This is a genomic window from Lysinibacillus zambalensis (assembly GCF_040183165.1).
In the GTDB taxonomy this organism is placed as follows: domain Bacteria; phylum Bacillota; class Bacilli; order Bacillales_A; family Planococcaceae; genus Lysinibacillus; species Lysinibacillus zambalensis.
The window spans coordinates 333,242-357,708 of the sequence record NZ_JBEGDG010000002.1 but is presented as its reverse complement, the minus strand read 5'-3'; the positions used below and the strand labels follow the sequence as shown (position 1 = coordinate 357,708).

Below are 24,467 nucleotides of genomic sequence, written 5' to 3'. Positions count from 1 at the left end.
CCGTCCCGATAATTGTTAGTTAAATGAATCGATCATTAGGGTAGTTAATGTTGAAAAAACATGATGGCTCCATTCAAGATAAATATTCAAATGTAGTGAGTATTGATGAAGGAGATACCGAAATAGAAAAGTCGGGATCTCCTTTAGTCTTTCTGAAAAAGGAGGATGAAGTGATGCTGGGGTATATAGGTAAACGTTTATTACAATCAGTTTTAACACTGTTTATTATTATTACGATTGTTTTTTCATTACTCCGTTTAATGCCTGAAGAAGGTTATTTAGGAGCAGCAGCGGATAAGATGTCTCCTGCTCAACAAGAGATCTATTTAACGAATTTAGGTTTACGGGACCCATTACTTGTACAATTGGGGAACTTTTACACGAATCTGTTTCAAGGTGATTTAGGTAAATCCGTTACATATCGGACAGATGTACCAGTCGTCACGATTATTGCAGATAAGATTATGTATTCCTTACTATTTGGTTTAGGTGCGGTTGCACTATCACTTTTAGTTGGGGTTCCGCTCGGAATATTGATGGCCCAGATGAAGGGACGCTGGCTGGACCGTTTGGGAACTGGCTACATTGTCATTGTTGTTGCAGTGCCAGCCGCCGTTTATTATTTAGTCATTCAAATGTATATTACAGAAATTTTACACTTGCCAATGCTTTTTGATGAGTATCAGCCCATTACTTGGATATTACCACTTACATCAATGGCACTAGCTCCGACTGCTTCCTATGCGATGTGGATGCGGCGTTATATGGTGGATGAACTAAATAAGGATTATATTAAGCTAGCAAAGGCGAAAGGTGTTAAAGAACGTACATTAATGTTTAAACATGTACTACGAAATGCCTTTATTCCGATGGCACAATATTTACTTGCAACCATCCTTTTTACGATTACAGGCTCTATCTATATTGAATCCTTATATTCCATTCCTGGGATGGGGGGCTTACTCGTAGATGCCATACAACGACAAGATAATACGATTGTACAAGGCTTAGTGCTAGTTTTCTCTTCACTTGGAATTATCGGACTCATGTTAGGGGATATTGCAATGGCCCTTGTTGATCCGCGGATTAAATTAGGGAAAGGGGAGAGTGTACGTTAATGGGAATGTATTCAGAAGAAATAAACAATATTTCAAACAAATCACGTGAAACTTTGTTCGAGTTTGCGGAAGTGGATGAGCGTCAAGCTGAAGAAACAGCCTACTCTAATTACTCCTATTGGCGTTCAACTTGGAAATCCTTTTTGAAAAACCGAATCGCTGTTTTTTTATTAGTTGGCGTGCTTATTATCGTAACCTTTACAATTTTACAGCCGTATTTACCAGCGCAAAAATCACCGACTGAAATATATCTTGATGAGCAAACAGGTCTCCAAGCACGTAATATTGCGCCAGGCACTGAATTTTGGTTTGGAACAAACTCCATTGGGCAGGATTTATGGTCACGTATTTGGGCAGGGACAAGGACCTCGCTATTTATTGGCTGTGTCGTTGCTTTAGTAGAAGCTATTGTAGGCATTACGATCGGTACGCTTTGGGGCTTTTCGCGTAAATTAGAGCTACCTATCACGCAGCTATACAACGTCGTTGATAATATCCCGACGACTATCGTACTAATTTTAATGTCCTATATTTTGCGACCGAGTATTTCAACCATCATTATTGCTATGTGTATTACTGGTTGGGTAGAAATGGCGAGGTTTATACGCAATCAAATTGTTATTTTACGAGATCGTGAATATAACTTAGCCTCAAAATGTTTAGGAACACCTGATTACCGAATTATAGTGAAAAATCTATTACCCTATCTTATTTCTGTCATTATGCTACGAATGAGTTTAGCTATTCCATTTGCAATAGGCTCGGAAGTTTTTTTAACATACATCGGATTAGGGCTACCGATTAGTGAGCCGTCTTTAGGAAATTTAATCAATGAAGGCCGAGTGCTCATGATGTCTCCAGAATTAAGATATCAGCTCATTTTCCCAAGTATTGTATTAAGTATCATTACGATTGCATTTTATATTATAGGGAATTCATTTGCAGATGCAGCAGATCCGAAAAATCACGTATAAAGGGGGATGATGGAAGTGACACAAACTAAATCACCTATTTTAACCATCCGAAATCTTGTCATTAAATTTACACTTCGTGGAAGAGTGCTAACGGCTATTCGCAATATTTCTCTTGATTTATACAGAGGTGAAAGCCTTGCAATCGTTGGCGAATCAGGTTCAGGAAAATCAGTTCTCATGAAATCCATCATGGGCTTGCTCGATAAAAATGGCCACATTGATCAAGGGCAAATCCTCTACAATGATCAAGATTTAGCACAGTATAGAACCGAGCGGGAGTGGCTAAGCATTCGTGGAAAAGAAGTGGCAATGGTGACACAAGACCCAATGACATCTTTAAATCCGCTTAAAACGATTGGTAAGCAAATCGAGGAATGTGTTCATTTACATCAGAGATTAAAGGGGAAAGCCGCATACGAAGAAACTTTAAAATTGTTAAAAGATGTTGGCATTCACGATGTGGAAAAGCGCTATAAGCAATACCCACACGAATTTTCCGGTGGTATGCGTCAACGAATCGTGATAGCGATTGCACTAGCGTGTAAGCCCAAAATATTAATTTGTGATGAGCCAACAACTGCGTTAGATGTCACAATCCAAGCACAAATTTTACAGCTGCTAAAAAATCTCCAACAAAAATATGGACTAACAACCGTTTATATAACCCATGATTTAGGCGTTGTTGCGAAAGTTGCCGACCGTATTGCAGTGATGTACGCGGGCGATATTATCGAGGTGGGCAAGACACATGAAATTTTCTTTAATGGCAAGCATCCTTATACTTGGGCGCTCATTTCTTCATTGCCGCAACTAGGCTCAAAAGGACAGCAGCTTTATTCCATCAAAGGTACTCCTCCGAATCTTTTTCAAGAAATTAAAGGAGATGCCTTTGCACCTCGCAATCAATATGCGTTAAAGATTGATTTTGTGGATCGTCCTCCATTTTTTCAGGTGAGTGACACACATTTTGCACGTACTTGGCTATTGGATCCACTTGCTCCGAAAGTAAAGCCACCTGAAGCATTACAAGCCTTTTTCGCAGAAGGGAGACGATACGCCCATGAGTCATAAAGAAGTGTTAGTTGAGGTGGAAAATTTAAAAGTCGTTTTTGGTAAAGGTAAAAATAAATTTATAGCTATTGATGATGTCAGCTTTGATATTTGCAAAGGTGAAACGTTCGGTTTAGTAGGTGAATCTGGCTCTGGAAAAACAACAATCGGCCGAGCTATTATGCGAATCAATGAAGTCACTGAAGGACAAATACTGTATCACGGTAAGAAGCTAAATGGCAAAATATCAAAAGAGTGGGATCGAGAAATTACACAGAAAATCCAAATGATTTTTCAAGATCCTATGGCATCGCTAAATGAACGAGCAAAGGTAGACTATATTATTTCCGAGGGACTTATTAATACAAAAAAAGTCAAAAATGAAGCCGATCGTCAACAGAAGGTACGCAATGCATTGTTAAATGTTGGATTATTACCGGAGTTTTCTAGCCGTTTCCCACATGAATTTTCAGGAGGGCAGCGACAACGTATCGGAATTGCACGTGCACTAGTAATGGAGCCAGAGTTTATTATTGCAGACGAACCAATTTCAGCATTAGATGTATCCATTCGTGCACAAGTATTAAATTTACTAGCAAACTTACAGCAGCAAAATGATTTAACTTATTTATTCATTGCGCATGACTTATCGGTAGTCCGTTTTATTACAGACCGGACGGCTGTAATTTATAAAGGTAAAATTGTTGAGCTAGCTGAGACAGAAAAGCTGTTTTCTAATCCAATTCATCCGTATACAAGGGCGTTAATATCGGCAGTACCTGAGCCAAATCCTTATAAGGAGCGTGATAAAGTCGTAGAAATCTATGATCCGTCACAGCACAACTATGACATTCAGCCACCGTCATTTTTCGAAATAGAGGAAGGTCATTTTGTATTAGCAAATGAAGAGGAATTGGAAAGATACCGAACTTCACGAACAATGGAGGTAAGCAAATGATTCGTCCGAAGGCTTTGAAAAAAGGCGACACTATTGGTTTGATAAGTGCTTCAGGTGCAACCCCACCAGAAAAATTTCTCCCTGCAGTTAAAAGTATTGAAAAACTAGGTTTTAAGGTAGTTGCTGGGGAAACGTGTAGTGCAAGGCATGGCTACTTAGCAGGCTCTGATGAGCTAAGAGCCTCTGAAGTTAATCAAATGTTTAGAGACCCTACTATTGATGGCATCTTCTGCATACGTGGAGGTTATGGAGCAACGAAAATTTTACCGCTTCTGGATTTCGATATGATCAAGGCAAACCCAAAAGTATTTGCTGGCTATAGCGATGTGACAGCATTACATATCGCTTTTAACCAAAGATGTGGCTTTGTCACATATCATACACCAATGCCCTCTACAGAATTTATTCGGCCAGAGATGGATCCATATACATGGAATTTCTTTATCGAAAGTGTGACAGCAACAGAACGAACTGACTACTGTCTTGAAAATCCACCTGGACGTACAATGACAACGCTTGTAGCTGGAAAAGCGACAGGACAGCTTATTGGTGGGAACTTAACATTAGTTACCGCATCTCTTGGAACATCTTATGAAATTGATACAAAGGGCAAAATATTATTTTTAGAGGAAGTAGACGAGAGTGAGCATCGTGTTGATCGGATGCTTACGCAGCTAAAACTAGCAGGCAAACTAGATGAGGTGGCAGGTATCTTACTAGGAGCTTGGACAAATTGTAGTCCTGAAAAACCAAAATATCCAGAGCATAGCCTATCACTACAAACGATTTTCCAAGAAATTTTAGGTCCATTCAATAAACCTATCATTAAGGATATCACTTGTGGTCACATCTTACCGACGATGTCGCTGCCACTAGGTCGTACGATCACGATGGATACGGAGAATCAAATGATAAAAGTGATAGAGTAGGTGAAATATGAAGCAAACGATAACAGAGATTCTTCAAAATGCTCCCTATAAAGTGCATATGTTTGTGAAAGACTGTAAGACTGAGCAATTTTTCATTAGTGAAAAGCTAGAAGACGCGTTTTCTAGTGCTAGCTTAATAAAGGTGCCTATACTGCTAGCTGTTCTGAACTATATAGAAAGCAACAACCAATCTTTAGAGCAAGAGATTGAGATAGCGCCAGAAGAGTGGGTTGATTTTAGTGTTATTAGTGAGCAGCGTCTAGAACAAAGTACCATCTATGAGCTTTTAGTATGGATGATTATTACGAGTGATAATACAGCAACAAATGTATTAATCGATTTTCTAGGGATGGATGCACTCAATCATTATTTTCGTCAAATAGGGCTTAAGCAAACAACCATTCAACGGAAGATGATGGATTTTGAAAAGCTTGTAAAAGGCTTTGATAATACAACGTCGGCAAGTGATATGGCACTATTATTTTCACGAATTTATCGTAGGGACTTGTTATCACCAGCATTTTGTGAGCTAACAATCGATATTTTAAGTCGCCAACGAATACACGAATCATTAAGTCGTTATTTAGTAGATGATGTGAAACTTGCTCATAAAACAGGTGGTCTTGAAACAGTAGATCATGATGCTGGGATTGTGTACAGCAGCTCTGGAGATTATCTCATTGGTGTTTTCGTAACAGAGGTGACGAATAATGATCATGCGAGGCGGCTAATCGGTCGTATTTCCAAAGTTGTTTACGAATACTTGGTGAAGCGGAAGGAGCGGATAGAATGAATGCCATTGTGAAGTCCATGATCGCAAATTTACACGCAAAGGCAGATGAAGCCTCAGAATTAGTGGATGAGGTACTATATGGAATGACGGTAGAAATTATGGAAGACATAGATGAGAACTGGGCACGCATACAAACCGGTTATCGTTATGAAGGCTATTGCCAAAAGGCTAAATTAATAGTTGATAAAACAAAAACAGATACTTGGCGACAAGAAGCAAATCATTTTATTAACCAAAGCTTCGCCGATGTTTTGCAGCAGCCTCGAATTCAAAGTGCGAAAATGATAACACTCGTTAAAGGTTCAATCATCTGCTCGATAACTATTGACAAGTTAGATCCTGAATGGGCAGCAGTGCAATTAGTGTCGGGTGAGACTGGTTATGTACGTAGACAATGGCTACAAGAACAAATTCCAGAAAACAGCTTAACTGAGCAACAAATACGAGAAAATGTGGTCCAAACAGCGCTTAGCTATTTAGCAGCACCATATCGCTGGGGAGGTAAATCGCCACTTGGTATTGATTGCTCAGGTTTATGTTCAATGGCGTATATGTTAAATGGGGTATATATATATCGCGACGCTAAAATTGTTGAAGGTTTTCCTATCAAGGAAATATCTTTAGGGAACATACAAAAGGGAGACTTAATATACTTTCCAGGTCATATTGCTTTATATATAGGAGAGCTTCTTTATGTACATTCTTCGCTTGGCGGGAATGAGGTTAATATTAATAGTCTGGACGAGCAGCATCAGCATTATCGGAAGGATTTGGCAAATTCTGTTACTGCTGTTGGTAGCTTATTTAAATAAAAGTTTTAGAGAAGCTTGACTTGGCTTCTCTTTTTCAATTGTGATAAGAATCGGGAAATTATTGATAAAGATAACCTATTTGCATTATGCTATAATGAAATCAAAATTTAAATGATCGGAGGTTATGAATTGAATCTAGAGTTAAAAGAGTTACTACGTTCCGTTTTAAAAGAAGAATTGACGCCAGTTCATAAACGACTAGAAGGAATGGACCAACGACTAGAAGGAATGGACCAACAACTAGATGTAGTGGAAAAACGTATTGACGACATTGACCAACGCTTATATAAAATTGAAAATGATGTTAGTGAACTTAAGAGTGATGTGCATGAACTTAAAATTGGACAAGCTGAGCTTCAGAAAAATATTGTCGAACATTTAGGTGAGTTTACTGAAAAAATTGCTAAGCAAGTAGAAGATAGAACTTACGCATTAAACAAGCGTGTTTTTGACATAGAGACTGTGATTTACAGATTAATAAGTTAATAATAGACTTCAAAATAAAAAATCTCCATGACAAAAAATTTTACATGGAGATTTTTTATTAATATTTATAAATATTTAATTGCTGACCAGCTTCAAGTGTATCAGATCGAAGCTGATTCCATTGTTTGATGGACGTAACTTTAACATTATGAGCCTCTGCAATATGCATAAGCGAGTCACCATCAGCTACGGTAATTGTCTTTTTATCTTTGACAGGGCTGTCATACTGTTGTAAATCATACTTTGCTATTACTGCATTCAGTTTTTCATTGTATTTTGAATCTGTGGCATAGGAGCCTGTTAAAAACTTTGTGGCATTTGTATAGGACTTCGCATTGCTTTTAAAAACGCCTGCATAGAAATTTTTATCCCATGAAACCCCATTACGCATTAATTTCACATAATCTTGTAAAGATGCCTCATAGGAAGGATATTTGCGGAATTGAGCCATCACCGTAGTCATATTACCTTTCCCATCATCCTCATATGTTTCAAATGTCACTGAGTCATTCTGATAACTACCTTTCATACCAAATAAATTATTATTTGGAGAAGATCCGAGACCACTTTGTCCATGCTCACTTTCTAAAACGGCTTGAGCAATAATAATCGATGCATACAAGTCATTTTCGGCACCGAGTTTCCGAGCAATTTCAGCAATTGAGCCAATAAACTCTTCTACACTAGGACGATTATCTACAACTATAGGCTCTACAGTTTCATTAGTCTTGAATAGCTGTGTCACCATAAAAAACGAAATACAAATAACAATAATAGTAATCAGAAGTCCTTTGAAAAAATTAATTACGTATTTCATTGTTCATTGATGTTGATAGACTACAACATCTGCCTTCCCCCTTTCTATTAAATAACGAAGTTCATATATTTCTAATTATTCTAGAGTCATTAATAGAAATAAAGTCATGTTTTCTTTTACAGAGTATATCATTCATAGAACGATAAAACCCTTCATTTAGTTCCTTAATTTCCAGCACCTTTTAGAAATGAAAGGAGATTGAATAGTAGTTATGCGTATTCAAAAACAGTATACGATTTTCTATGAAAATTATGAGACAAATAGAGTAACGCGTCAAGATGACTAACGTTTTGATATAACACAAAAAATTAAGTTTGAAATGACTTTAGATAGTGAAATATATATAGGAACACGTTATATCTTAAAAAAGTGTTAGTTCTAGACCTACTATGCTTAACGTATATGAAATGAAGAAGACTATAATAGTAGTTTATTTCTATATTAAAACTTAAGTAAATAGACAATGTGTGTTCTTAAAAGATCAAGGAACCCTTGCAAAGTGGAATAGCTGATTTCCGTTACGGCTGGGCCCTAGGAAAGCGCCAAGCCGTAACGGAAATCAACCCATCGTTTTAACAAAATATATATTTAATATAGTAGGTCTACGTATCAATGTTTTAACGGTGATTAAAATTGATGTAACAACTGAGGGTATTCGTTTAACAGATAGTGATGAAAAGGAGCTTATACTATACAATGATAGCATTTGAAAATGTCACAAAAAAATATGCAAATGACCAAGGCGCAGTGAAAGCTATTAATTTAGAGATCAAAAAGGGAGAATTTTTTGTTCTTATTGGACCTAGTGGCTGTGGAAAAACAACATTATTAAAAATGATAAATCGATTAATTCATTTAACGGAAGGGACTATTCGAATTAACGGCAAAAGAATTAGTGATTACAACATTCATGAATTGCGATGGAATATCGGCTATGTCCTTCAACAAATTGCGCTTTTTCCTCATATGACGATTGAAGAAAATATAGCTGTTGTGCCTGAATTGAAAAAATGGAGTAAACCTCAAATCCAGCAACGAGTTCTTGAGTTACTAGATATGGTTGGTCTTGAACCAGATAAATATAGTCAGCGCAAACCAACAGAGCTTTCTGGTGGTGAGCAGCAAAGGGTCGGTGTTATTCGTGCATTAGCAGCGGATCCCGAAATCATTTTAATGGACGAGCCTTTTAGTGCTTTAGATCCAATTAGCCGCACAAAATTACAAGATGATCTTCTTGAGCTTCAGCAAACGATACAAAAAACAATCGTCTTTGTTTCGCATGATATGCAAGAAGCCTTAAAACTTGGTGATCGAATATGCGTAATGAAGGATGGGGAGATTGTGCAGATTGGTACTCCACAAGAAATCATACAAAAGCCTGTTAATGATTTTGTTCGAGAATTTATTGGGATAAAAGAATATGGGGAGCATACTTTCAATATCCAAGATGTAATTGAACCTATTGCAGTTGAGAATATTCAAAGAAATCAAGAGAACACCATTTCCTTCAATGATTCTTTACAGACCATTCTTCAAAAATTAGCTCATTATGAATGTTTGGGTGTGGAAGAAAAAGGGGAAATGATTGGTGTTGTCACAAGAGCATCTATGCTTCAGTATTTAGCACAGGATTCCTTAGAAAGAGGTACTTTAAATGGCTGATTTTTTTGAGGTGTTGAGCGTACGAAAAGGCCAGCTATTGGCATCTTTATTAGAGCATATTCAAATTTCCTTCATTGCGCTATTCTTTGCAGTGGTGATTGCTATTCCTCTAGGGATCTATTTAACGAATAAAAAGAAAATAGCGGAGAGTATTATTGGTATTAGTGCAGTTTTACAAACGATTCCTTCATTAGCGTTATTAGGGTTATTAATTCCGTTGTTTGGCATCGGAAAAGTACCGGCAATTATTGCCTTAGTTGTTTATGCACTTCTTCCCATTTTACGTAATACATTTACGGGGATCAACGAAGTAGATCCATCTTTAAAAGAGGCAGCGATGGCTATGGGGATGAATACGCGAAAGCGATTAGTGAAAGTAGAGTTGCCCCTTGCTATGCCGGTTATCATGGCGGGGATTAGAACAGCTATGGTATTAATCGTTGGAACAGCAACATTAGCAGCATTAATCGGAGCTGGGGGATTAGGAGATATCATTTTGCTTGGTATTGACAGAAACAATACAGCTTTAATTATTTTAGGGGCTGTACCTGCCGCGATTTTAGCCTTAGTGTTTGACTTCTTACTCAAAAAGCTAGAATCACTGTCGTTTAAAAAAACAATTTCAGCATTGAGTATGATTAGTGTTGTTGCATTAGTACTGATTGTCTCCCCACTACTTAACTTCAAAGGGAAAGAAGAGATTATCATTGCAGGGAAGCTTGGTGCTGAGCCAGAGATTCTAATTAATATGTATAAAATGCTAATCGAAAATGAAACAGATTTGAAGGTGCAATTAAAACCTGGGCTTGGTAAGACTTCCTTTGTATTTAATGCTCTTAAATCTGGTAGCATTGATATCTATCCAGAATTTACTGGAACGGCAATTTCAGAGTTTTTAAAAGAGGAAGCCATCAATAATAATCAAGAGGATGTTTATCATCAGGCGCAAGAAGGAATGGTGAATAAGTTTGATATGGTGATGCTTAGTCCGATGAAATATAACAATACGTATGCATTGGCAGTATCAAAGCAAATGGCTGAAACCTATCATTTGCAAACAATTTCTGACATTAAACCTATTCAAGAAAAGATAAAAGCCGGTTTCACATTGGAATTTAATGATCGAGAAGATGGTTATTTGGGCATTCAAAAAAATTATGGTATTTCACTTTCAAATATAACGACTATGGAGCCAAAGCTTAGATATCAGGCAATCGAATCAGGTAATATTAACTTATTAGACGCTTATTCAACGGATAGTGAAATACGTCAATATCATCTGCAAGTGTTGGAAGACGATCAGCAACTATTTCCACCTTATCAAGGAGCTCCATTACTAAGGAAAGAAACGCTAGAGAAGTATCCTGAAATTGAAACAGCTTTAAATAAGCTGGCAAATCAAATAACAGATGATGAGATGCGCGAAATGAATTATCGAGTAAATGTAGATGGCCAAAACATAGAAGACGTGGCACGCGAATATTTAATAAAAGCAGGACTGTTGTAAGACGAAAATAAAAGTAGCTAGAAATGAGATATTTATCTTTTTTCTAGCTACTTTTTATTAGTTTTAGGCTGTTTTCATAAAGATAGTTGCGTAGCCAACCGAAATTACTGCCATAAGATGTTGGTATATTTTGGAGTAATGGGAAGGGTGAATGAAATAGTATAATTAAGTGTTATGTAACTGTTTCGTAATAGGTACCAAGTTTGATATGCTTGGACATTTAGAAGATACTGTCAGGGTAATGATCCAATACATAGAGAAAAGAGAATTGAAAGAATGCGTATGATTTTTTGGACCATTGTAACAAGCGGACTAACTTTGGCAATGGTCGGGTATATGATCCATTTAATGAAAACAAGAAAAGAAAATTTAGATTTGGTGTATGATTTGTATGATCCTTCATTACAGGGATTATTTGTATAGATATTACGTTTTGTATTTACATACCGGAGATAATGAAAGCTGATACTGTAAAGGAAAAGTAGATGGGGGTTTTTGATTTTTTTACAAACCCTTTAACAGGATCAAGTTTGTTTTATTTAGGTCTGCTACTAATGCTATATGGTTTAATAAGTAGATAAAATTCAATTTGAATATTTTTCAACAGAGTTAATTGTATATATTTTGTAGATTAATTCTTTTTTTTACGTTTTAATAACAATAATCTATACGATAGCAGCCTAGTTTTATCAGGAATTTCAAAAATTGCAATGAGACTATGTTCTCGGGTATATTGTACTTATTTTCTAATAACTTTGAGTGATACAGCCTTTTTAGTACATTGATAATTATTATTCAAAGAAAATAACTTGAAAAAGTTCTGAATATGTAAATAATGGTAATTGAAAAATAAGATTGAATTATTCAATAAACAATATTTGGATGTTCGTTGCTTCAATAGTATAATTTCTTCCAGTGCAAGTTGTTTTGGAACTAAATGTGGATTAAAATGGGTATCAGCTCAAAAAATAGCTTTTATTATTCGTTTTTACAGTTGAGCCAAAAATTAATTAAGAAACAGCTTGGAGGAAGAAATGAAAAAGAGTTTATTTTTAATGTCTTCGCTAATTTTATCGACTTCAATCATTCTTAGTGGTTGTGGGAAAGACGGGGACGAAACAAAGAAAGACGATGAACCAAAGAAAGTACAGGAGGAAAAAGGACAAGATAAAGAAAAAGACAAAGTCCAAAAGGAAGAACCTAAAAAAGATCAAGAATCAACAAAAGGTTCAGCTGACTTTGCTTCCTTAATTTCTTATATGGAGAAGGAAACACAAGGGAAAACTAAAGTTCTTTTTGAAAATAATGAACCACAAGTACATAAAATGGAGAATGTTTCAATTTCGATTGATGCATATTCAGTAGTAGAGTTAAAGGATTTCCATACCGATTTTAATATTCCATTTAACGAAGAAAATAACGGTGGTGTCATTTTAGCTAAATATACAGTGAAGAATGATATGGATAAAGATGTTTATTACATGCCTAGTTTAGACGTTACATTTACAGGTGCTAGTAAATATTATACGAATGATAAGTATTTGATTCCGGAAGAAGATCAATTACCAAGAAAACTAAGCTTCGAAACAGATTATTTGATAAAAGCGGGTGATGAGGTAACTGGGTATATCGCTTATCCATTCGGTGAAACAGATTTAGCAAAAATCAATGAATTGGGCACAGTATCAGTAATGATTCCAGTACCGCTTGCCGAAAAAGAACAATATGACACTACTATTGGTACAGAAGGAAGATTTAATCTTGCTTTAAATGCAGATGGTTCGAAAAAAGTATCTAGTAATTCAACGTTTTATCAAGATAAAGTAACAATGGACAATATGGGTGAAAAGAAAATTCTAAAGGAAAAAAGCGACATCAATGAAAGTAAAAAAATAGGTGATGTAAATGCTACTTTAGAAGGGTATCAGTTTACAAAATTTACACCTAATGAGGTGGAAGCTCCTCGTTTCTCGAATTTCACAAACGGTGTTACTTTATTAACAGTGAAATTTAAACTTGAAAATAAAGCTACTAGTGAAATTGGCTTATCTTCTATGTCTTCGAAATTAACAGTTAATGATGGCATGCAATATTTATTAAGCGAAGGTATGTTATTAAATTATAAGCCTAATGACATTATTAAAGCTGGTGAAAATGGCGAGCTATTACAAGTATTCGTATTAGATCAAGAGCAGTATGAGAAAATTTGGAAAGATAAAGCCTTTGACATTGAGTTGGGTCCGATACGAAATAAAGGAGCAGAGGATACTTCTAAAGGTAAAAAAGAAACATTTACATTACCAAAATAAATGGCTGGAGCCCTCTCGTAAATTGAGAGGGCTTATTTTACCATCCGTTTAGGCCAAATCCTTTGCGATGGGACGATTCAAGCATCACAAGTTTTTTCTCCCATCCATCACATTTCTTTTCCCAATAATGAGAAGGAAGTATAGACAGATCAATTTTTCGTAATGTAGTCCTTAATTGATGAGGGATAGCTAGTATTTCATCACTAAATTTCATTTCGTCTTTATCTCGAAAATTATTATAGTATTTCACAATTTTATTGACGCATCGTTTATATACCGCTAAAGAATGACAAAAAGTCTCTATTGATGAATTTACATAAATGCGTTCTATATTTTCAAAATTGCCGTAGTCAATTAAGAGAATTTCTTCACTAACTTTACTAAGTACAAAATATTCATGATTGGAATGCTCTTTAATCAGATACAAATCCTCAAACTTAAAATAATTCGGTAGTTTAGTAATAATATCTGCATAGTACCAATCACCTTCAAGTTTCTTTAAAGGTTCCTCTTCACCGGATTGTTCTAATTTTGATACTTCCGCTTTTAATTCCGCGTCTTTAAGTGAGTAATAGCTTCTCAAAAATCCTTTAGCAATCGATAAAAATTTATATTTTTTGCGGAACTTTTCAAAGTCATCTTCAATATTCTCAACTAGAAAGTTAATTGTAGTTTGAGAGATTCCTTTTTGATCCATTTGCAAGATCGTTCTGTATGTAGGTAAAGGTTCCAATTCTATTTCAGCCCTTTCAAAGTTGTAACTATTGCCTTTTGTCATAGTATACCTAATTCAGTATGCATGATGGTATTCAAATTAAACAATAATTTTTTAACGATAAACATTAATTAATTATTGAAAAGGGTATAGTGAGATGTATAATTAACAATAAGAGAGGGGATGCTTGGAATGGAACAAATAATCCAATGTAAAGAATTTCGATTTTTAACAAAAGGGTTACATTCAATTTTTACAATCATGATGGTTTTAATGGTAATTGGACTTATTATGATAGGCGTATTATGTGCAGGGGTAATTTTTGTGCCGGAGATTAGTGTAAATAATTTTCTGGAACAAGGTAATATAACAGCATTTATTCATTTAGAAGGGATACAAATTGAATTAGCAGATAAAGTAACGGAAAATATTCAGTATACGAAAATGAGTGTCGTGAAATTACTATTGACTGCTACAATCTACATAGGATTATTATTATTCATTGTTGTTCAAGTAAGAAATCTGTTGAGTCATATAAGTAAAGGGATTATTTTTTCAGAAAAGAATAGTAGAAAAATAGAATGGATAGCTTATACTGTAGTTGTATTAAGCTTGACAGTAGATACATTTCGCACGTACATTGCTTTTACAGTAACTGAACAAATTCAATTAGGTGAGTTGTTAGTAGGTACAGGTTTGATAAAAGAGATAAGCTTTCAATTTGCCGGAATTAATTGGACATTATTATTATGTGGTTTCGTCATTTGGACGATAGCACGTATATTCCGGTATGGTGCGTTTTTACAGGATGAATATGATGCGACAGCTTAGGAAGTGAAAAAATGACGATAATTATTCGATTAGATCGAATGCTTGCTGATCGAAAAATGCAGCTAAGTGAGCTAGCAGAAAAAGTAGATGTGTCGATTGTCAATCTATCCAACTTAAAAACTGGAAAGGTTAGAGCAGTACGGTTTTCTACGTTGAATGCGATATGTAAAGCATTGAACTGCCAGCCAGGAGATATTTTGGAGTATATAGACGATGAAGAATAAAAGAGGCCCGAAGCGTGAATGCTATTCGGGTCTCGATTTTTTTGCACGGTAATTGACGATGTGAAATAGGAACTGTAAAATAAAAAAGACCGTCCAGACGGTTTTTTTATCTTCAGTCAGTAGAAGACTCCTACCTGTGAAGGTGGTGAGATGAATGCTGATGAGGTTTCTATTCCGTGGGTGGTTTCTAAACCCCTACTGAATGAAGATAAAGCCTCCGGCGGATGTCACAGATTTTCAAAGGAATGAATTGTGCGGGTACAATTCAAAATCTAGACGCAATTACGCCAAGGCGAAATTGATAGAGGGGGATTGTATGTCATCAAAAGCAGATTTAAAACGATTACATATTATTCAAACGGCGATTCAATATTTAAAGGATAATGATTTAAGCACTTTAACTTTAGAAAGGGTAGCCGAAAGGGCGAACATTAGTAAAGGTGGTTTACTATATCATTTTAATACGAAGGATGCCCTTCAAACAGCAATTGCTGAAACGATTTTAAACGAGGTTATACAATCCTTTGAACATCTAGCAAGTTTTGAGCAAGGGACTGGAAGACTGTCGAGAGCATTTATTTTAACTTCTCAAAAAGATCTTGCGAATGGGGCATCTTTAAATATTGCGGTTCAAATATTGCAAAATGACCATTCATCCATCTCAACCGTTTATGAATGTTTATTAGAAGAGTTGTTTCAGGATGGCTTAGAGGCCCCCGTTGTTCATTTGATTCGGTTAACGATTGATGGATTGTATTATTCTAAACTATTAAATATCGCACCGTTATCCGATAAGGCAACAGAAGGTGTCTTTGAACAATTAATGCACATGACAAGGAAGGACTAACATACATGAGTGCTTTAGGTTTTTTATTTATTTCAATTATCGCAGAAGTTTTTGCAAGCTCGATGCTGAAACTTACAAATGGCTTTAAACGATTATTCCCGTCAATTGGTGTAGTGTTTGGGTATGGAACAGCTTTTTATTTCTTTTCTCTAACATTACAAACTTTAGCAATTGGTACTGCGTATGCGATATGGGCAGGAATAGGAACGGCATTAACGGCGATAATCGGTGTAATCTTTTATAAGGAATTACTTAATAAAAAAAAGCTTATGGGGATTTTATTTATTATTGTCGGTGTAGTTATACTTAACCTTGCTGGTAGCGGACATTAAGGAGGAATTTGTAAATGAAGGGTTATCTTTTTTTAGCGTTATCTATTGTCAGTGAGGTATTTGCAACAACGATGCTTAAGTTTTCAGAGGCATTTACAATTCTAGGTCCATCGATAGCTGTCGCATTAGGATATGGGATTTCGTTTTATTCTTTGTCCCTATGCTTAAAAACGCTGCCATTAAGCCTTGCATATGCCATTTGGTCAGGTATAGGTACAGCCTTAACCGTAATTGTCGGAATTGTTGTATGGGGAGAAATGTTTAATTTATTCTCAGCAATCGGCATTACACTAATTATTGGCGGTGTTATTCTTCTAAATCAGGGAGACCAACAAAGTGTTCAATAAAGTGAAACGTGGAGTACACCACTAAATAATAAGTCTTCTTCAGACGAGCTTTAACGGGCAGTCGAACTCCCACCTAACTTTTTTACTGTTATTTAGGGAGTCTTACTGCCCTTTATTCTTGCTTTAGAACCTTCTGCAATGATCTTCAAAATATCAATTCTCCAAATGAAAAGTTAACATAATCTATATTCGGTAAACTACTTTCCCACAGCTTTCAAGATAATGAACTAATTTTATAGGTGAATCGAAAAAAGTCGTCATATTTATTGTTTTTACATATGATAAAGAGAAGATGTTGCATAAAGTGAAATGGGAGATTCTCATCCCCGCTGATTGTTCATAAACCAATCGGGCTTTTACGGGCAGTTGAACTCCCACTTATATTTTTGTATACACTAAAACCTTGAATAGGTAGTCTTTCTGTCCTGGACGAATGGCTCATGAAGACTTGGGAGGGGCTAGGGGAAATGAATAATGAAAATAAAAGAAACCATTTTCTATGTGAAGCACTCTACGACATAAAAGCACTCCAAGATGTGATAAAGGATTATCATTCTAAATACTTTGGTCAACTGCTTGTGAAAATAGTGGGAAGCGATACAATTCCCTTTTTTTTAATTACACAAAACGGTACTCATTTAAGGTTAATGGATACTGTAAAGCAGTTTGAAACAGAGTTTTTTCGTATAGAGGCTATTGATAAAGAACTTTGTCGAGGAACTGTTTCACTTTTGCGTGCTTATGATTATGAAGGGCATGATACGAATTTAATTGCAGAGGTTGTCAGGTTAGAGCGAACGTCTACAGTAAAATCCATTGAATTAAGTGGTATTTCTGCGATTCAGTTACTGAAGCCAGATATGTTAAAAGGGAAATTTATCATTGAGCCCAAATGGTGATGAAATTATTTACCTTTTTTAGCCTACTAAAATAACATAAAAGTTAGAGCAGCTGTCTATATGCACGTTGGATTGATTGAATTATTAGAGAGAAAATAGATGAAAGGAAGAGATTAACGAATGACAATTATTGGAATGTTGCATCATCGTCTAGATCCTCAAACCGTAATTAAGTCATATGCATTTGCGGCCGTTGCAAAAGCAGAAGGGGCTCAATTTTTTTATTTTACACCAAAAAGTGTTAACTTCGATAATCGTTCCATTAGAGGGAAGGTATATGAAAATGGCGATTGGCATGAAAGGATGATGCCCTTTCCAGATGTAATATACAATGCAGGAAGTCCAGAAAAATTATCAATATCAAAGGACATTATTGAGAAATTGAAAAAGGAAATCCCTTTTACAACTTATTCTATAGGGAATAAATGGAACGTGATGAAGCGACTGAAGGAAGCTAAGGAATTCGATAAATATTTAATTCCATCTGAAATTGTGGAAAATGTTGATTTATTCCACAAATTTATATCATTTTATAAAAAAGTGGTATTTAAACCGATAGATGGCCGGAAGGGAAAAAGGATTTATTTTATTTCGAAAGTAGGAAGGGCCAACTTTGAGGTAAAGAAGGATACGGAAATTACTAAATATTCAAAGCCACAGTTAGATGATTTAATAAGAGGGCAACTCTCTACAGGCACCTTTATCGTGCAACCTTATATTCAATCGATAACAAAATCAGGTCAAATTTATGATTTTCGGCTTCATGTTCAAAAAAACGGTGAAGGTAAATGGGTTATAACGACGATTTATCCGCGAATCGCACCAAATGGCTCAATCATACCTAATATTAACAATGGTGGATTTACGAATTATTTAGATCCTTTTCTAGAGCAGGAATTTAAAGAAGAGGCTTATGATATTCGGCGTATGTTAGAGCATTTTTCCTTGTCACTAGCTCAACATTTAGATGAAATTCAGATAGCGCAATTTGGAGAAGTTATTGATGAAATTGGCATTGATATAGGCCTAGATGAACATCAAAAAATCTGGATGTATGAAGTAAACTGGCGACCAGGCTGCCCTCCTGCGTTCTATTTAGAATTAGATGTGGTCATCTATACAATAAAGTATGCCATGTACCTTGCTAGCAACCATAAGCAAATTAAAAGGGAAATTAAGCAACGGCAGAAAAATAAGGATATAAGCGAAGTTAAAAGTGAAACTACACAGCAGACGACAAATAAGGATAAAGGCGAAGTAAAAAGTGAAATAACACAACCGTCGACAAATAAGGCTGTAGACAAAGAAAAGGGTTTACCGATTATTGCGATTACCGGCAGTGCTGGAAAAACGACATCAAAAGCATTTCTTGCCTCTATTTTGTCGCAAAAATGGAATGTTTTTGAGTCAAAAGATTATTGGAATACAACAGAGCATACGAAAAAACATAAAGAAGAAATTAATGCTTCGCACGAGGCTGTTGTTCTTGAATACGGAATGGCTTATCCAGGTATCATAACAAATCACTGTAGCATTATCCAACCGAATATTAGTATTATCACAAATATCGGTTTAGCTCATGTAGGCAACTTTGATGGAGATATTAAAGGTGTGGCCAAGGCAAAATCGGAATTAATACATGGTATGGATCAAAACGGTTTATTAATATTGAATAAGGATGATGACAACTCAAAATATTTAGAGACAAAGCAGTTTAAAGGAAAAATATTAACGGTTGGCATTCATGGCACAGCGGACTATAATGCTTATGATATTCGATATAAAGACATCGGTATGACCTTTAAAATAAAGCTACAAGGACAGGAAGTGGCTATGTATATCCCCATTTTAGGAGAGCATCATGTTTATAATGCGCTGAATGCTGTTGCGATTGCAGATTATCTAGGATTTAGTCCAGCAGATATTCAAGCGGGGCTTAATTTCAAAAAACCACCTAGAAGATTAACTATTTATAACTGTCGTGATGACATTACGCTTATTGACGATACCGTTCACTCTCATCCACAGGGCGTACGTGCAGCTATTAATGTTCTTACGAATATAGCGAAGAAACGTAAAGTTGCTATTATTGGACAAATGCGAGAATTAGGGGATTTGAGAGAAGAGGAATATCGTAAATTGGGCGAATTCATTTATGAGCAAGACATAGATTTATTCATTACTTATGGCTTTAGAACGGAGGAAATGGGAGAGGCAGCGAAGGCTAAAGGGATGGATCCTTCTAAAATTCATCATTTCATTAATAAGGAAAACTTGCATGCTCTCTTAGAGAAAGTCATAAAACCTCACGACACCATTTTAGTAAAGGGTGCTAGTAAAACGAATATGTTTGAAACGGTTAAATTTTTAGATCAAACATTTAAAGAATAAATAAAAGACCCGAGTAATTGACCTTTTGAAAGGGGACAATTATTCGGGTTATTTTTTGTAGCTAAACAATGAGAGCAATTTTAGTAAGTTACTTAACAAAGCCGATTTCAGATGCAATTATGCCAAGGAATAATTGATAATTGATATTTAAGATACTTTTAGAATGAACTTTATTTCTTTCGCGGCATCAATCGCTTTATTTTTAGCTTCAGCTAATGTCGCACCTTCTGCAATTACATACGCATAACGATGTCCCATCGATAAAGGAGGGCTCAGTAATGTTCCTCTTTTCGGCTTTACATATACATCCACGACTCCTGGTGAATTCGTTGCTTTATTTTTTCCAATAACTTTTTCTAAAATCCCTTTACTTTCAACAATGACGTATTTAGTATAGACGAACTTTTTATGCTTTGGCCTGATATTGGGGCGCTCACCTAAAAATAATTTAAGTGTTTCTTCCACTAAATTAAATCCAAAAGCAGTGTGAAGCATAGTGTTCATTGCTCCCCCTGAGATTCGTGGATTAATCTCAATAAGCTTCCAGCCATTCTTTGTTAAACGAAGCTCTAAATGCAACGCCCCATTTTCAATGTTAAACGCTTTAACAATAGATTGGAGAACTTCCTCAAGACCAGTTTGAATTTCTTTAGGAGCTTTAACAAGCACGCCATAACCAGTAATAATAAAACGTTTACCTTGAGTAATTTCTTGTTCAATAATACCGATTACATGAGCATGCTTTTTATAGACAAGTGCTTCTACTAAATATTGCGGGCCTTCGATATATTCTTCTATCATAATTGTTTCAAGTGGATTTTTGCTTCGTAGATAGCCCAGGTGTTTCTTCAGTTCGCTCGAGTTGTTTGCTAACAAAACATCTTTGGAGCCTGTAGATTTCGGAGATTTTATAATTAATGGAAATTCTATGTCATTAGTGACGGACTCATTGGGCTTGAGAAGAAAAAACTTTGGAGAATAGGACTGGTTCTCTAAAAAAATTCTAGTTTTTTCTTTATCCTCCATCATTTCAATAGCTGTTGAAGATGTATAGTTGACACAAAATTCATCACATAAAACGGAGGCAATATGGACAAAAGGATCGACAAAACTAACAATAGATTTTATTTCTAACCCAGTTTTAATTAAGTTATTAATTTCATCTTTCATTTCTTCTATATTCGAGGTATCAATAAGAATCATTCTATGAATATCTGGGTAGGCTTTTCTCTGCTGTATTTGTTTTTCATTGTTTGTAAAAAGTACAGTAAAGTAGCCCAATTTTTCTGCTGCTCTCGTTGCTTCACGACTTGACCCGGACTTGTTTGTACCGATAAATATAATCGTTTTCAGGTATATCACTCCTTCTATTGGTACTTAGATACTTAATCACCTATATATATATGCGAACAAATAGATTTCCTCTAGTTATGTATCTTGTCTACATCCAAGCAACTTTAAAGAAGTTACATATACTAGAAAGGAAAGGAGGGGAGATTGATATGAAGCCTCTTACGGTGCAGAATTTAAAAGCGATAACTGCAGGTCATTTAGTACAAGGGTCGGAGGAAGTGTTGATTCAACATGGGGCATATCGACTAAAGCAAGTTAAAAGACCTAATACAGTCCTTTTTACGAGTAAGCCTATTGTCAACTGGGAAAAACTTAAGCCATTTTATCCTTTAGTACTTGTAACCGATAGATTTTATAGAAAAAATGAAGTACCTGAGCAAATAATCATCATTAAAGTAACAAATACAGACGAGGCCTATTGGAAATTTGTGAACTTTTATCGAAGTCAATTTAAACTTCCGATTGTAGCCATTACTGGTACATCTGGTAAATCGACAACAAAAGAAATGATTAAACATATACTTTCTGCCAAAAAAAATGTAACAGCTACGACACTTAGCAGTAATTCTAGAACGGCTTCTTTACAATATTTACTGAATATTGATGATCGTACCGAAGCAGCCGTTTTTGAAACTGCTGTTGGTTCACCGGGAGACATCCGGATTGCAGGAGAATATTTCAAGCCAACTATCGGGATTATTACAAATATAGGGGCACACCATTTAAATTATTGTAAAACGTTGGAGGGATATATCCAAGCAAAGGCTGAAATGTTGGACATTATTAGTCCTACAGGCGCATTAATCCTTAATGCTGAGGACATTAACACAAGTAAATTAGATTTATCGAAGTTTCACGGCCGCATCATTAAAATAGGCAAGCATGCATCCTGTGATTTTCGAGCAAGTAATATTCGTTACCACAAAAATGGTATGCTGTTCAACGTACATCACAAGAAGCAGCTCTATGAAATTTTTGTACCAGGTTTTGGCGAGCACCAAGTATATAATGCGCTTGCTGCGATTGCAGCTATTTATGAAATGGGTCTGCCGATTTCTTTAGCAGCTGAACAACTGCAATCATACCAAAAATTGAATAAGCAGCTTCAAGTGTTTAAAGGCATTAATAATTCCATATTAATAGATGATACATGGAATATTACAACTACTTCTTTGGAGGCAGGGTTAAAGGTTTTAAATGCGCTCGGAGAAGGGAAAAAAAAGATTGCCATCATTGGAACGATTACAGATTTAGGATCTTGGGGATATATCATTCACGAGCAAGCGGGAGAATTAATTAGTCAAATAGGGGTAGATGTACTCATTACGATAGGGGAACATGCAAGCATTATGGCGCATCATGCCGTTGATTTAGGATTAAGTTCACCTGTTTATACTTTTAAAAATAGTACGCGTGTTTATCAATTGTTAGAAGAAATTGTTGATGAAAATACAATCCTTCTTATTAAAGGAGATATGTATAGCAAGGAAGTTTCAAAGTTGGCAGATGATTTAAAAATAAATAAACCTTCTTCTTCTAAATAGATTAATTTTATCCACCTGATTACATGTTGTTTTTCATCATTTACTAGATTGAGCATAACTATAGCCGATTGAAAAAGGCGGAAGGTTGCTCATTTATCGCTCATTTATTTAGAAATACACTTTATAGAAAGGAGGCGAAGTTAACTTGCAACATATCAGTGTGCATGAGATAAGAAAACTATTGCAAGGAGAATTATTAAGCGGTTCTGAACGCTGGTCTGTTAAACATGCAATTTATTACAACCGACATGAGCTTACACAAAATCATACACTTATGTTTGTTAGTAAAAGGGATACCATCAACTGGCAAGAGATAGATCGAAAGGGGCCATCTCTAGTCATTTCGGATAAATCATCAGAAGAATTGAAAAATGCGCTGGAAAATACAACTGTTATACGCGTCAGGAGTATTGTGCAGTCCTATTGGAAATTCATAGAATATTACAGAAATCTATTTGAAATACCAGTCGTTGCTTTAACCGGAACATGTGGGAAAACTACTACGAAAGAAATGATTAAACACATTACTAGTAAGGAATGGGATGTTCAAGCATCTGTAAGTAGTAAAAATGAGCCTCGGCAATCCCTGCCATACTTGACTGGAATCAATCAGAAGACAAAAGCAGCTATATTTGAATTAGGTTTGGGCAATATCGGAAATATTAAACACCAATGTATGATTTATCAGCCTACGATTGGTATTATTACGAATATCGGTGTCCATCATTTAGACGGATGTATAAATCTTGATGGGTATATAAAAGCAAAGGCAGAAATTTTAGAAGGAATAAAAAAAGATGGCACACTAATCATTAATAGTGATGATGAAAACACTAAAAAGATCCCCTTGCGCAAATTTAAAGGGAAGTTGATTACTTTTGGCGTTCACGAAAAATCAGATTATCAAGCTACGAATATACAATTCACAGAGAACGGCATGCAATTTGTACTAAAAGTGTCAAATAACCAATATGAAGTGTCTGTTCCAGGATACGGTGAACACCAAGTATATAATGCGTTAGCGGCTATAGCTGCTGTAAAGGAAATGGGACTTTCCATTGAAATCGCAATTTCGCATTTAAAAACGTTTAAAGCGATGGCAAGACACTTAGAGTTCTCAACAGGGATTGGTGAAAGTACAATCGTAGATGATACTTGGACAAATAACCCAACTTCTGTTGAAGCGGCACTAAAGGTGTTAGATACGATAGGAGAAGGGAAAAAAGTAATTCTTATTTTAGGCGACATAAAGAGATTAGGTAACTTCGAAGAAAAATATCATCGAGAGATTGGCACAATGGTCGCGAAAAGAACTATTGATACACTTATTACTATTGGCAAAAGAGCAGAAAATATCGCGAAACAAGCGTTGAAGGAAGGTACGAAGGCAGACGTTCATATGTTTAAAGATGTTTCAGGAGTATTAGATGTACTAAAGACTAAGCTCGATAGTGAAACCATCGTACTTATTAAAGGACCAATGTCTAGCAAATCTATGATTGAATTTGCGAATCAGTTAAAAAATAGATAAAAGAAAAAGAAGCTTCCTTAAGGAATGCTTCTTTTTTC

General features: G+C 35.7%; 23 protein-coding genes. 20 read left to right on the top strand and 3 right to left on the bottom strand.

Annotated elements, in window-relative coordinates; all coding sequences use genetic code 11:
* The first annotated feature begins 47 nt into the window (after positions 1-47).
* From ABNX05_RS04635 to ABNX05_RS04600, 8 genes are all read left to right on the top strand, one after another.
* Positions 48-1,118 (top strand): ABC transporter permease, encoded by a 1,071-nt coding sequence (locus ABNX05_RS04635; RefSeq protein WP_349658648.1) that lies wholly within the window; start codon positions 48-50, stop codon positions 1,116-1,118.
* On the top strand, positions 1,118-2,092 hold the full coding sequence (locus ABNX05_RS04630; protein ID WP_349658647.1) for an ABC transporter permease: 975 nt from the start codon (positions 1,118-1,120) through the stop codon (positions 2,090-2,092). The genes ABNX05_RS04635 and ABNX05_RS04630 overlap by 1 nt, the downstream gene beginning before the upstream one ends.
* A 6-nt stretch (positions 2,093-2,098) precedes the next feature.
* Positions 2,099-3,163, top strand: coding sequence for an ABC transporter ATP-binding protein (locus ABNX05_RS04625; RefSeq protein WP_432760120.1), 1,065 nt, complete (start codon positions 2,099-2,101; stop codon positions 3,161-3,163).
* The gene (locus tag ABNX05_RS04620; RefSeq protein ID WP_349658645.1) at positions 3,153-4,100 is read left to right on the top strand and encodes an ATP-binding cassette domain-containing protein; all 948 of its coding nucleotides are present in this window, start codon (positions 3,153-3,155) and stop codon (positions 4,098-4,100) included. The genes ABNX05_RS04625 and ABNX05_RS04620 overlap by 11 nt, the downstream gene beginning before the upstream one ends.
* Positions 4,097-5,029: a S66 peptidase family protein gene (locus ABNX05_RS04615; RefSeq protein WP_349658644.1), complete on the top strand. Its 933-nt coding sequence runs from the start codon at positions 4,097-4,099 to the stop codon at positions 5,027-5,029. Before ABNX05_RS04620 ends, ABNX05_RS04615 begins: the two co-directional genes overlap by 4 nt.
* Positions 5,030-5,036: 7 nt before the next feature.
* Complete coding sequence (locus ABNX05_RS04610; protein WP_349658643.1) at positions 5,037-5,822, top strand: serine hydrolase; 786 nt, start codon at positions 5,037-5,039, stop codon at positions 5,820-5,822.
* Complete coding sequence (locus ABNX05_RS04605) at positions 5,819-6,634, top strand: C40 family peptidase (RefSeq protein WP_349658642.1); 816 nt, start codon at positions 5,819-5,821, stop codon at positions 6,632-6,634. The genes ABNX05_RS04610 and ABNX05_RS04605 overlap by 4 nt, the downstream gene beginning before the upstream one ends.
* Positions 6,635-6,763: 129 nt before the next feature.
* Complete coding sequence (locus ABNX05_RS04600) at positions 6,764-7,120, top strand: hypothetical protein (RefSeq protein ID WP_349658641.1); 357 nt, start codon at positions 6,764-6,766, stop codon at positions 7,118-7,120.
* A gap of 58 nt (positions 7,121-7,178) precedes the next feature.
* Here ABNX05_RS04600 and ABNX05_RS04595 read toward each other — a convergent pair whose 3' ends face one another.
* Positions 7,179-7,937: a glucosaminidase domain-containing protein gene (locus tag ABNX05_RS04595; protein ID WP_349658640.1), complete on the bottom strand. Its 759-nt coding sequence runs from the start codon at positions 7,935-7,937 to the stop codon at positions 7,179-7,181.
* Between the two features lie 696 nt (positions 7,938-8,633).
* Between ABNX05_RS04595 and ABNX05_RS04590 the strand changes: the two genes are divergently transcribed.
* From ABNX05_RS04590 to ABNX05_RS04580, 3 genes are all read left to right on the top strand, one after another.
* Positions 8,634-9,599 (top strand): ABC transporter ATP-binding protein, encoded by a 966-nt coding sequence (locus ABNX05_RS04590; protein ID WP_349658639.1) that lies wholly within the window; start codon positions 8,634-8,636, stop codon positions 9,597-9,599.
* On the top strand, positions 9,592-11,106 hold the full coding sequence (gene opuFB, locus ABNX05_RS04585; RefSeq protein ID WP_349658638.1) for an osmoprotectant update ABC transporter permease/substrate-binding subunit OpuFB: 1,515 nt from the start codon (positions 9,592-9,594) through the stop codon (positions 11,104-11,106). The genes ABNX05_RS04590 and opuFB overlap by 8 nt, the downstream gene beginning before the upstream one ends.
* Before the next feature lie 1,034 nt (positions 11,107-12,140).
* Entirely contained in the window at positions 12,141-13,415 is a 1,275-nt protein-coding gene (locus ABNX05_RS04580; protein WP_349658637.1) for a DUF5068 domain-containing protein, read from the top strand.
* 37 nt (positions 13,416-13,452) lie between these two features.
* On the opposite strand, the gene ABNX05_RS04575 is transcribed toward ABNX05_RS04580, so the two are convergent.
* Positions 13,453-14,112, bottom strand: coding sequence for a hypothetical protein (locus tag ABNX05_RS04575; protein ID WP_349658636.1), 660 nt, complete (start codon positions 14,110-14,112; stop codon positions 13,453-13,455).
* A 210-nt stretch (positions 14,113-14,322) separates the two neighbouring features.
* Here ABNX05_RS04575 and ABNX05_RS04570 point away from each other — a divergent pair, with 210 nt between their 5' ends.
* From ABNX05_RS04570 to ABNX05_RS04540, 7 genes are all read left to right on the top strand, one after another.
* Positions 14,323-14,961, top strand: a complete 639-nt coding sequence (locus tag ABNX05_RS04570; protein ID WP_349658635.1) for a DUF2975 domain-containing protein — start codon at positions 14,323-14,325, stop codon at positions 14,959-14,961.
* Positions 14,962-14,972: 11 nt separating this feature from the next.
* Positions 14,973-15,185: a helix-turn-helix domain-containing protein gene (locus ABNX05_RS04565; RefSeq protein ID WP_079560164.1), complete on the top strand. Its 213-nt coding sequence runs from the start codon at positions 14,973-14,975 to the stop codon at positions 15,183-15,185.
* Between the two features lie 316 nt (positions 15,186-15,501).
* Positions 15,502-16,032, top strand: a complete 531-nt coding sequence (locus ABNX05_RS04560) for a TetR/AcrR family transcriptional regulator (protein ID WP_349658634.1) — start codon at positions 15,502-15,504, stop codon at positions 16,030-16,032.
* Between the two features lie 5 nt (positions 16,033-16,037).
* Positions 16,038-16,364 carry a DMT family transporter gene (locus tag ABNX05_RS04555; protein WP_349658633.1) on the top strand — a complete coding sequence of 109 codons (327 nt, stop codon included), beginning with the start codon at positions 16,038-16,040 and terminating at the stop codon, positions 16,362-16,364.
* Positions 16,365-16,378: 14 nt separating this feature from the next.
* Positions 16,379-16,711, top strand: coding sequence for a DMT family transporter (locus tag ABNX05_RS04550; protein ID WP_349658632.1), 333 nt, complete (start codon positions 16,379-16,381; stop codon positions 16,709-16,711).
* A gap of 440 nt (positions 16,712-17,151) precedes the next feature.
* Entirely contained in the window at positions 17,152-17,610 is a 459-nt protein-coding gene (locus ABNX05_RS04545) for a hypothetical protein (RefSeq protein ID WP_349658631.1), read from the top strand.
* 120 nt (positions 17,611-17,730) lie between these two features.
* On the top strand, positions 17,731-20,001 hold the full coding sequence (locus ABNX05_RS04540; RefSeq protein WP_349658630.1) for a YheC/YheD family protein: 2,271 nt from the start codon (positions 17,731-17,733) through the stop codon (positions 19,999-20,001).
* Positions 20,002-20,148: 147 nt separating this feature from the next.
* Here ABNX05_RS04540 and ABNX05_RS04535 read toward each other — a convergent pair whose 3' ends face one another.
* Positions 20,149-21,354 (bottom strand): ATP-grasp domain-containing protein, encoded by a 1,206-nt coding sequence (locus tag ABNX05_RS04535; RefSeq protein ID WP_349658856.1) that lies wholly within the window; start codon positions 21,352-21,354, stop codon positions 20,149-20,151.
* Between the two features lie 149 nt (positions 21,355-21,503).
* Between ABNX05_RS04535 and ABNX05_RS04530 the strand changes: the two genes are divergently transcribed.
* Positions 21,504-22,898, top strand: a complete 1,395-nt coding sequence (locus ABNX05_RS04530; RefSeq protein WP_349658629.1) for a UDP-N-acetylmuramoyl-tripeptide--D-alanyl-D-alanine ligase — start codon at positions 21,504-21,506, stop codon at positions 22,896-22,898.
* A 145-nt stretch (positions 22,899-23,043) separates the two neighbouring features.
* Complete coding sequence (locus ABNX05_RS04525) at positions 23,044-24,429, top strand: UDP-N-acetylmuramoyl-tripeptide--D-alanyl-D-alanine ligase (RefSeq protein WP_349658628.1); 1,386 nt, start codon at positions 23,044-23,046, stop codon at positions 24,427-24,429.
* Positions 24,430-24,467 lie beyond the last annotated feature (38 nt).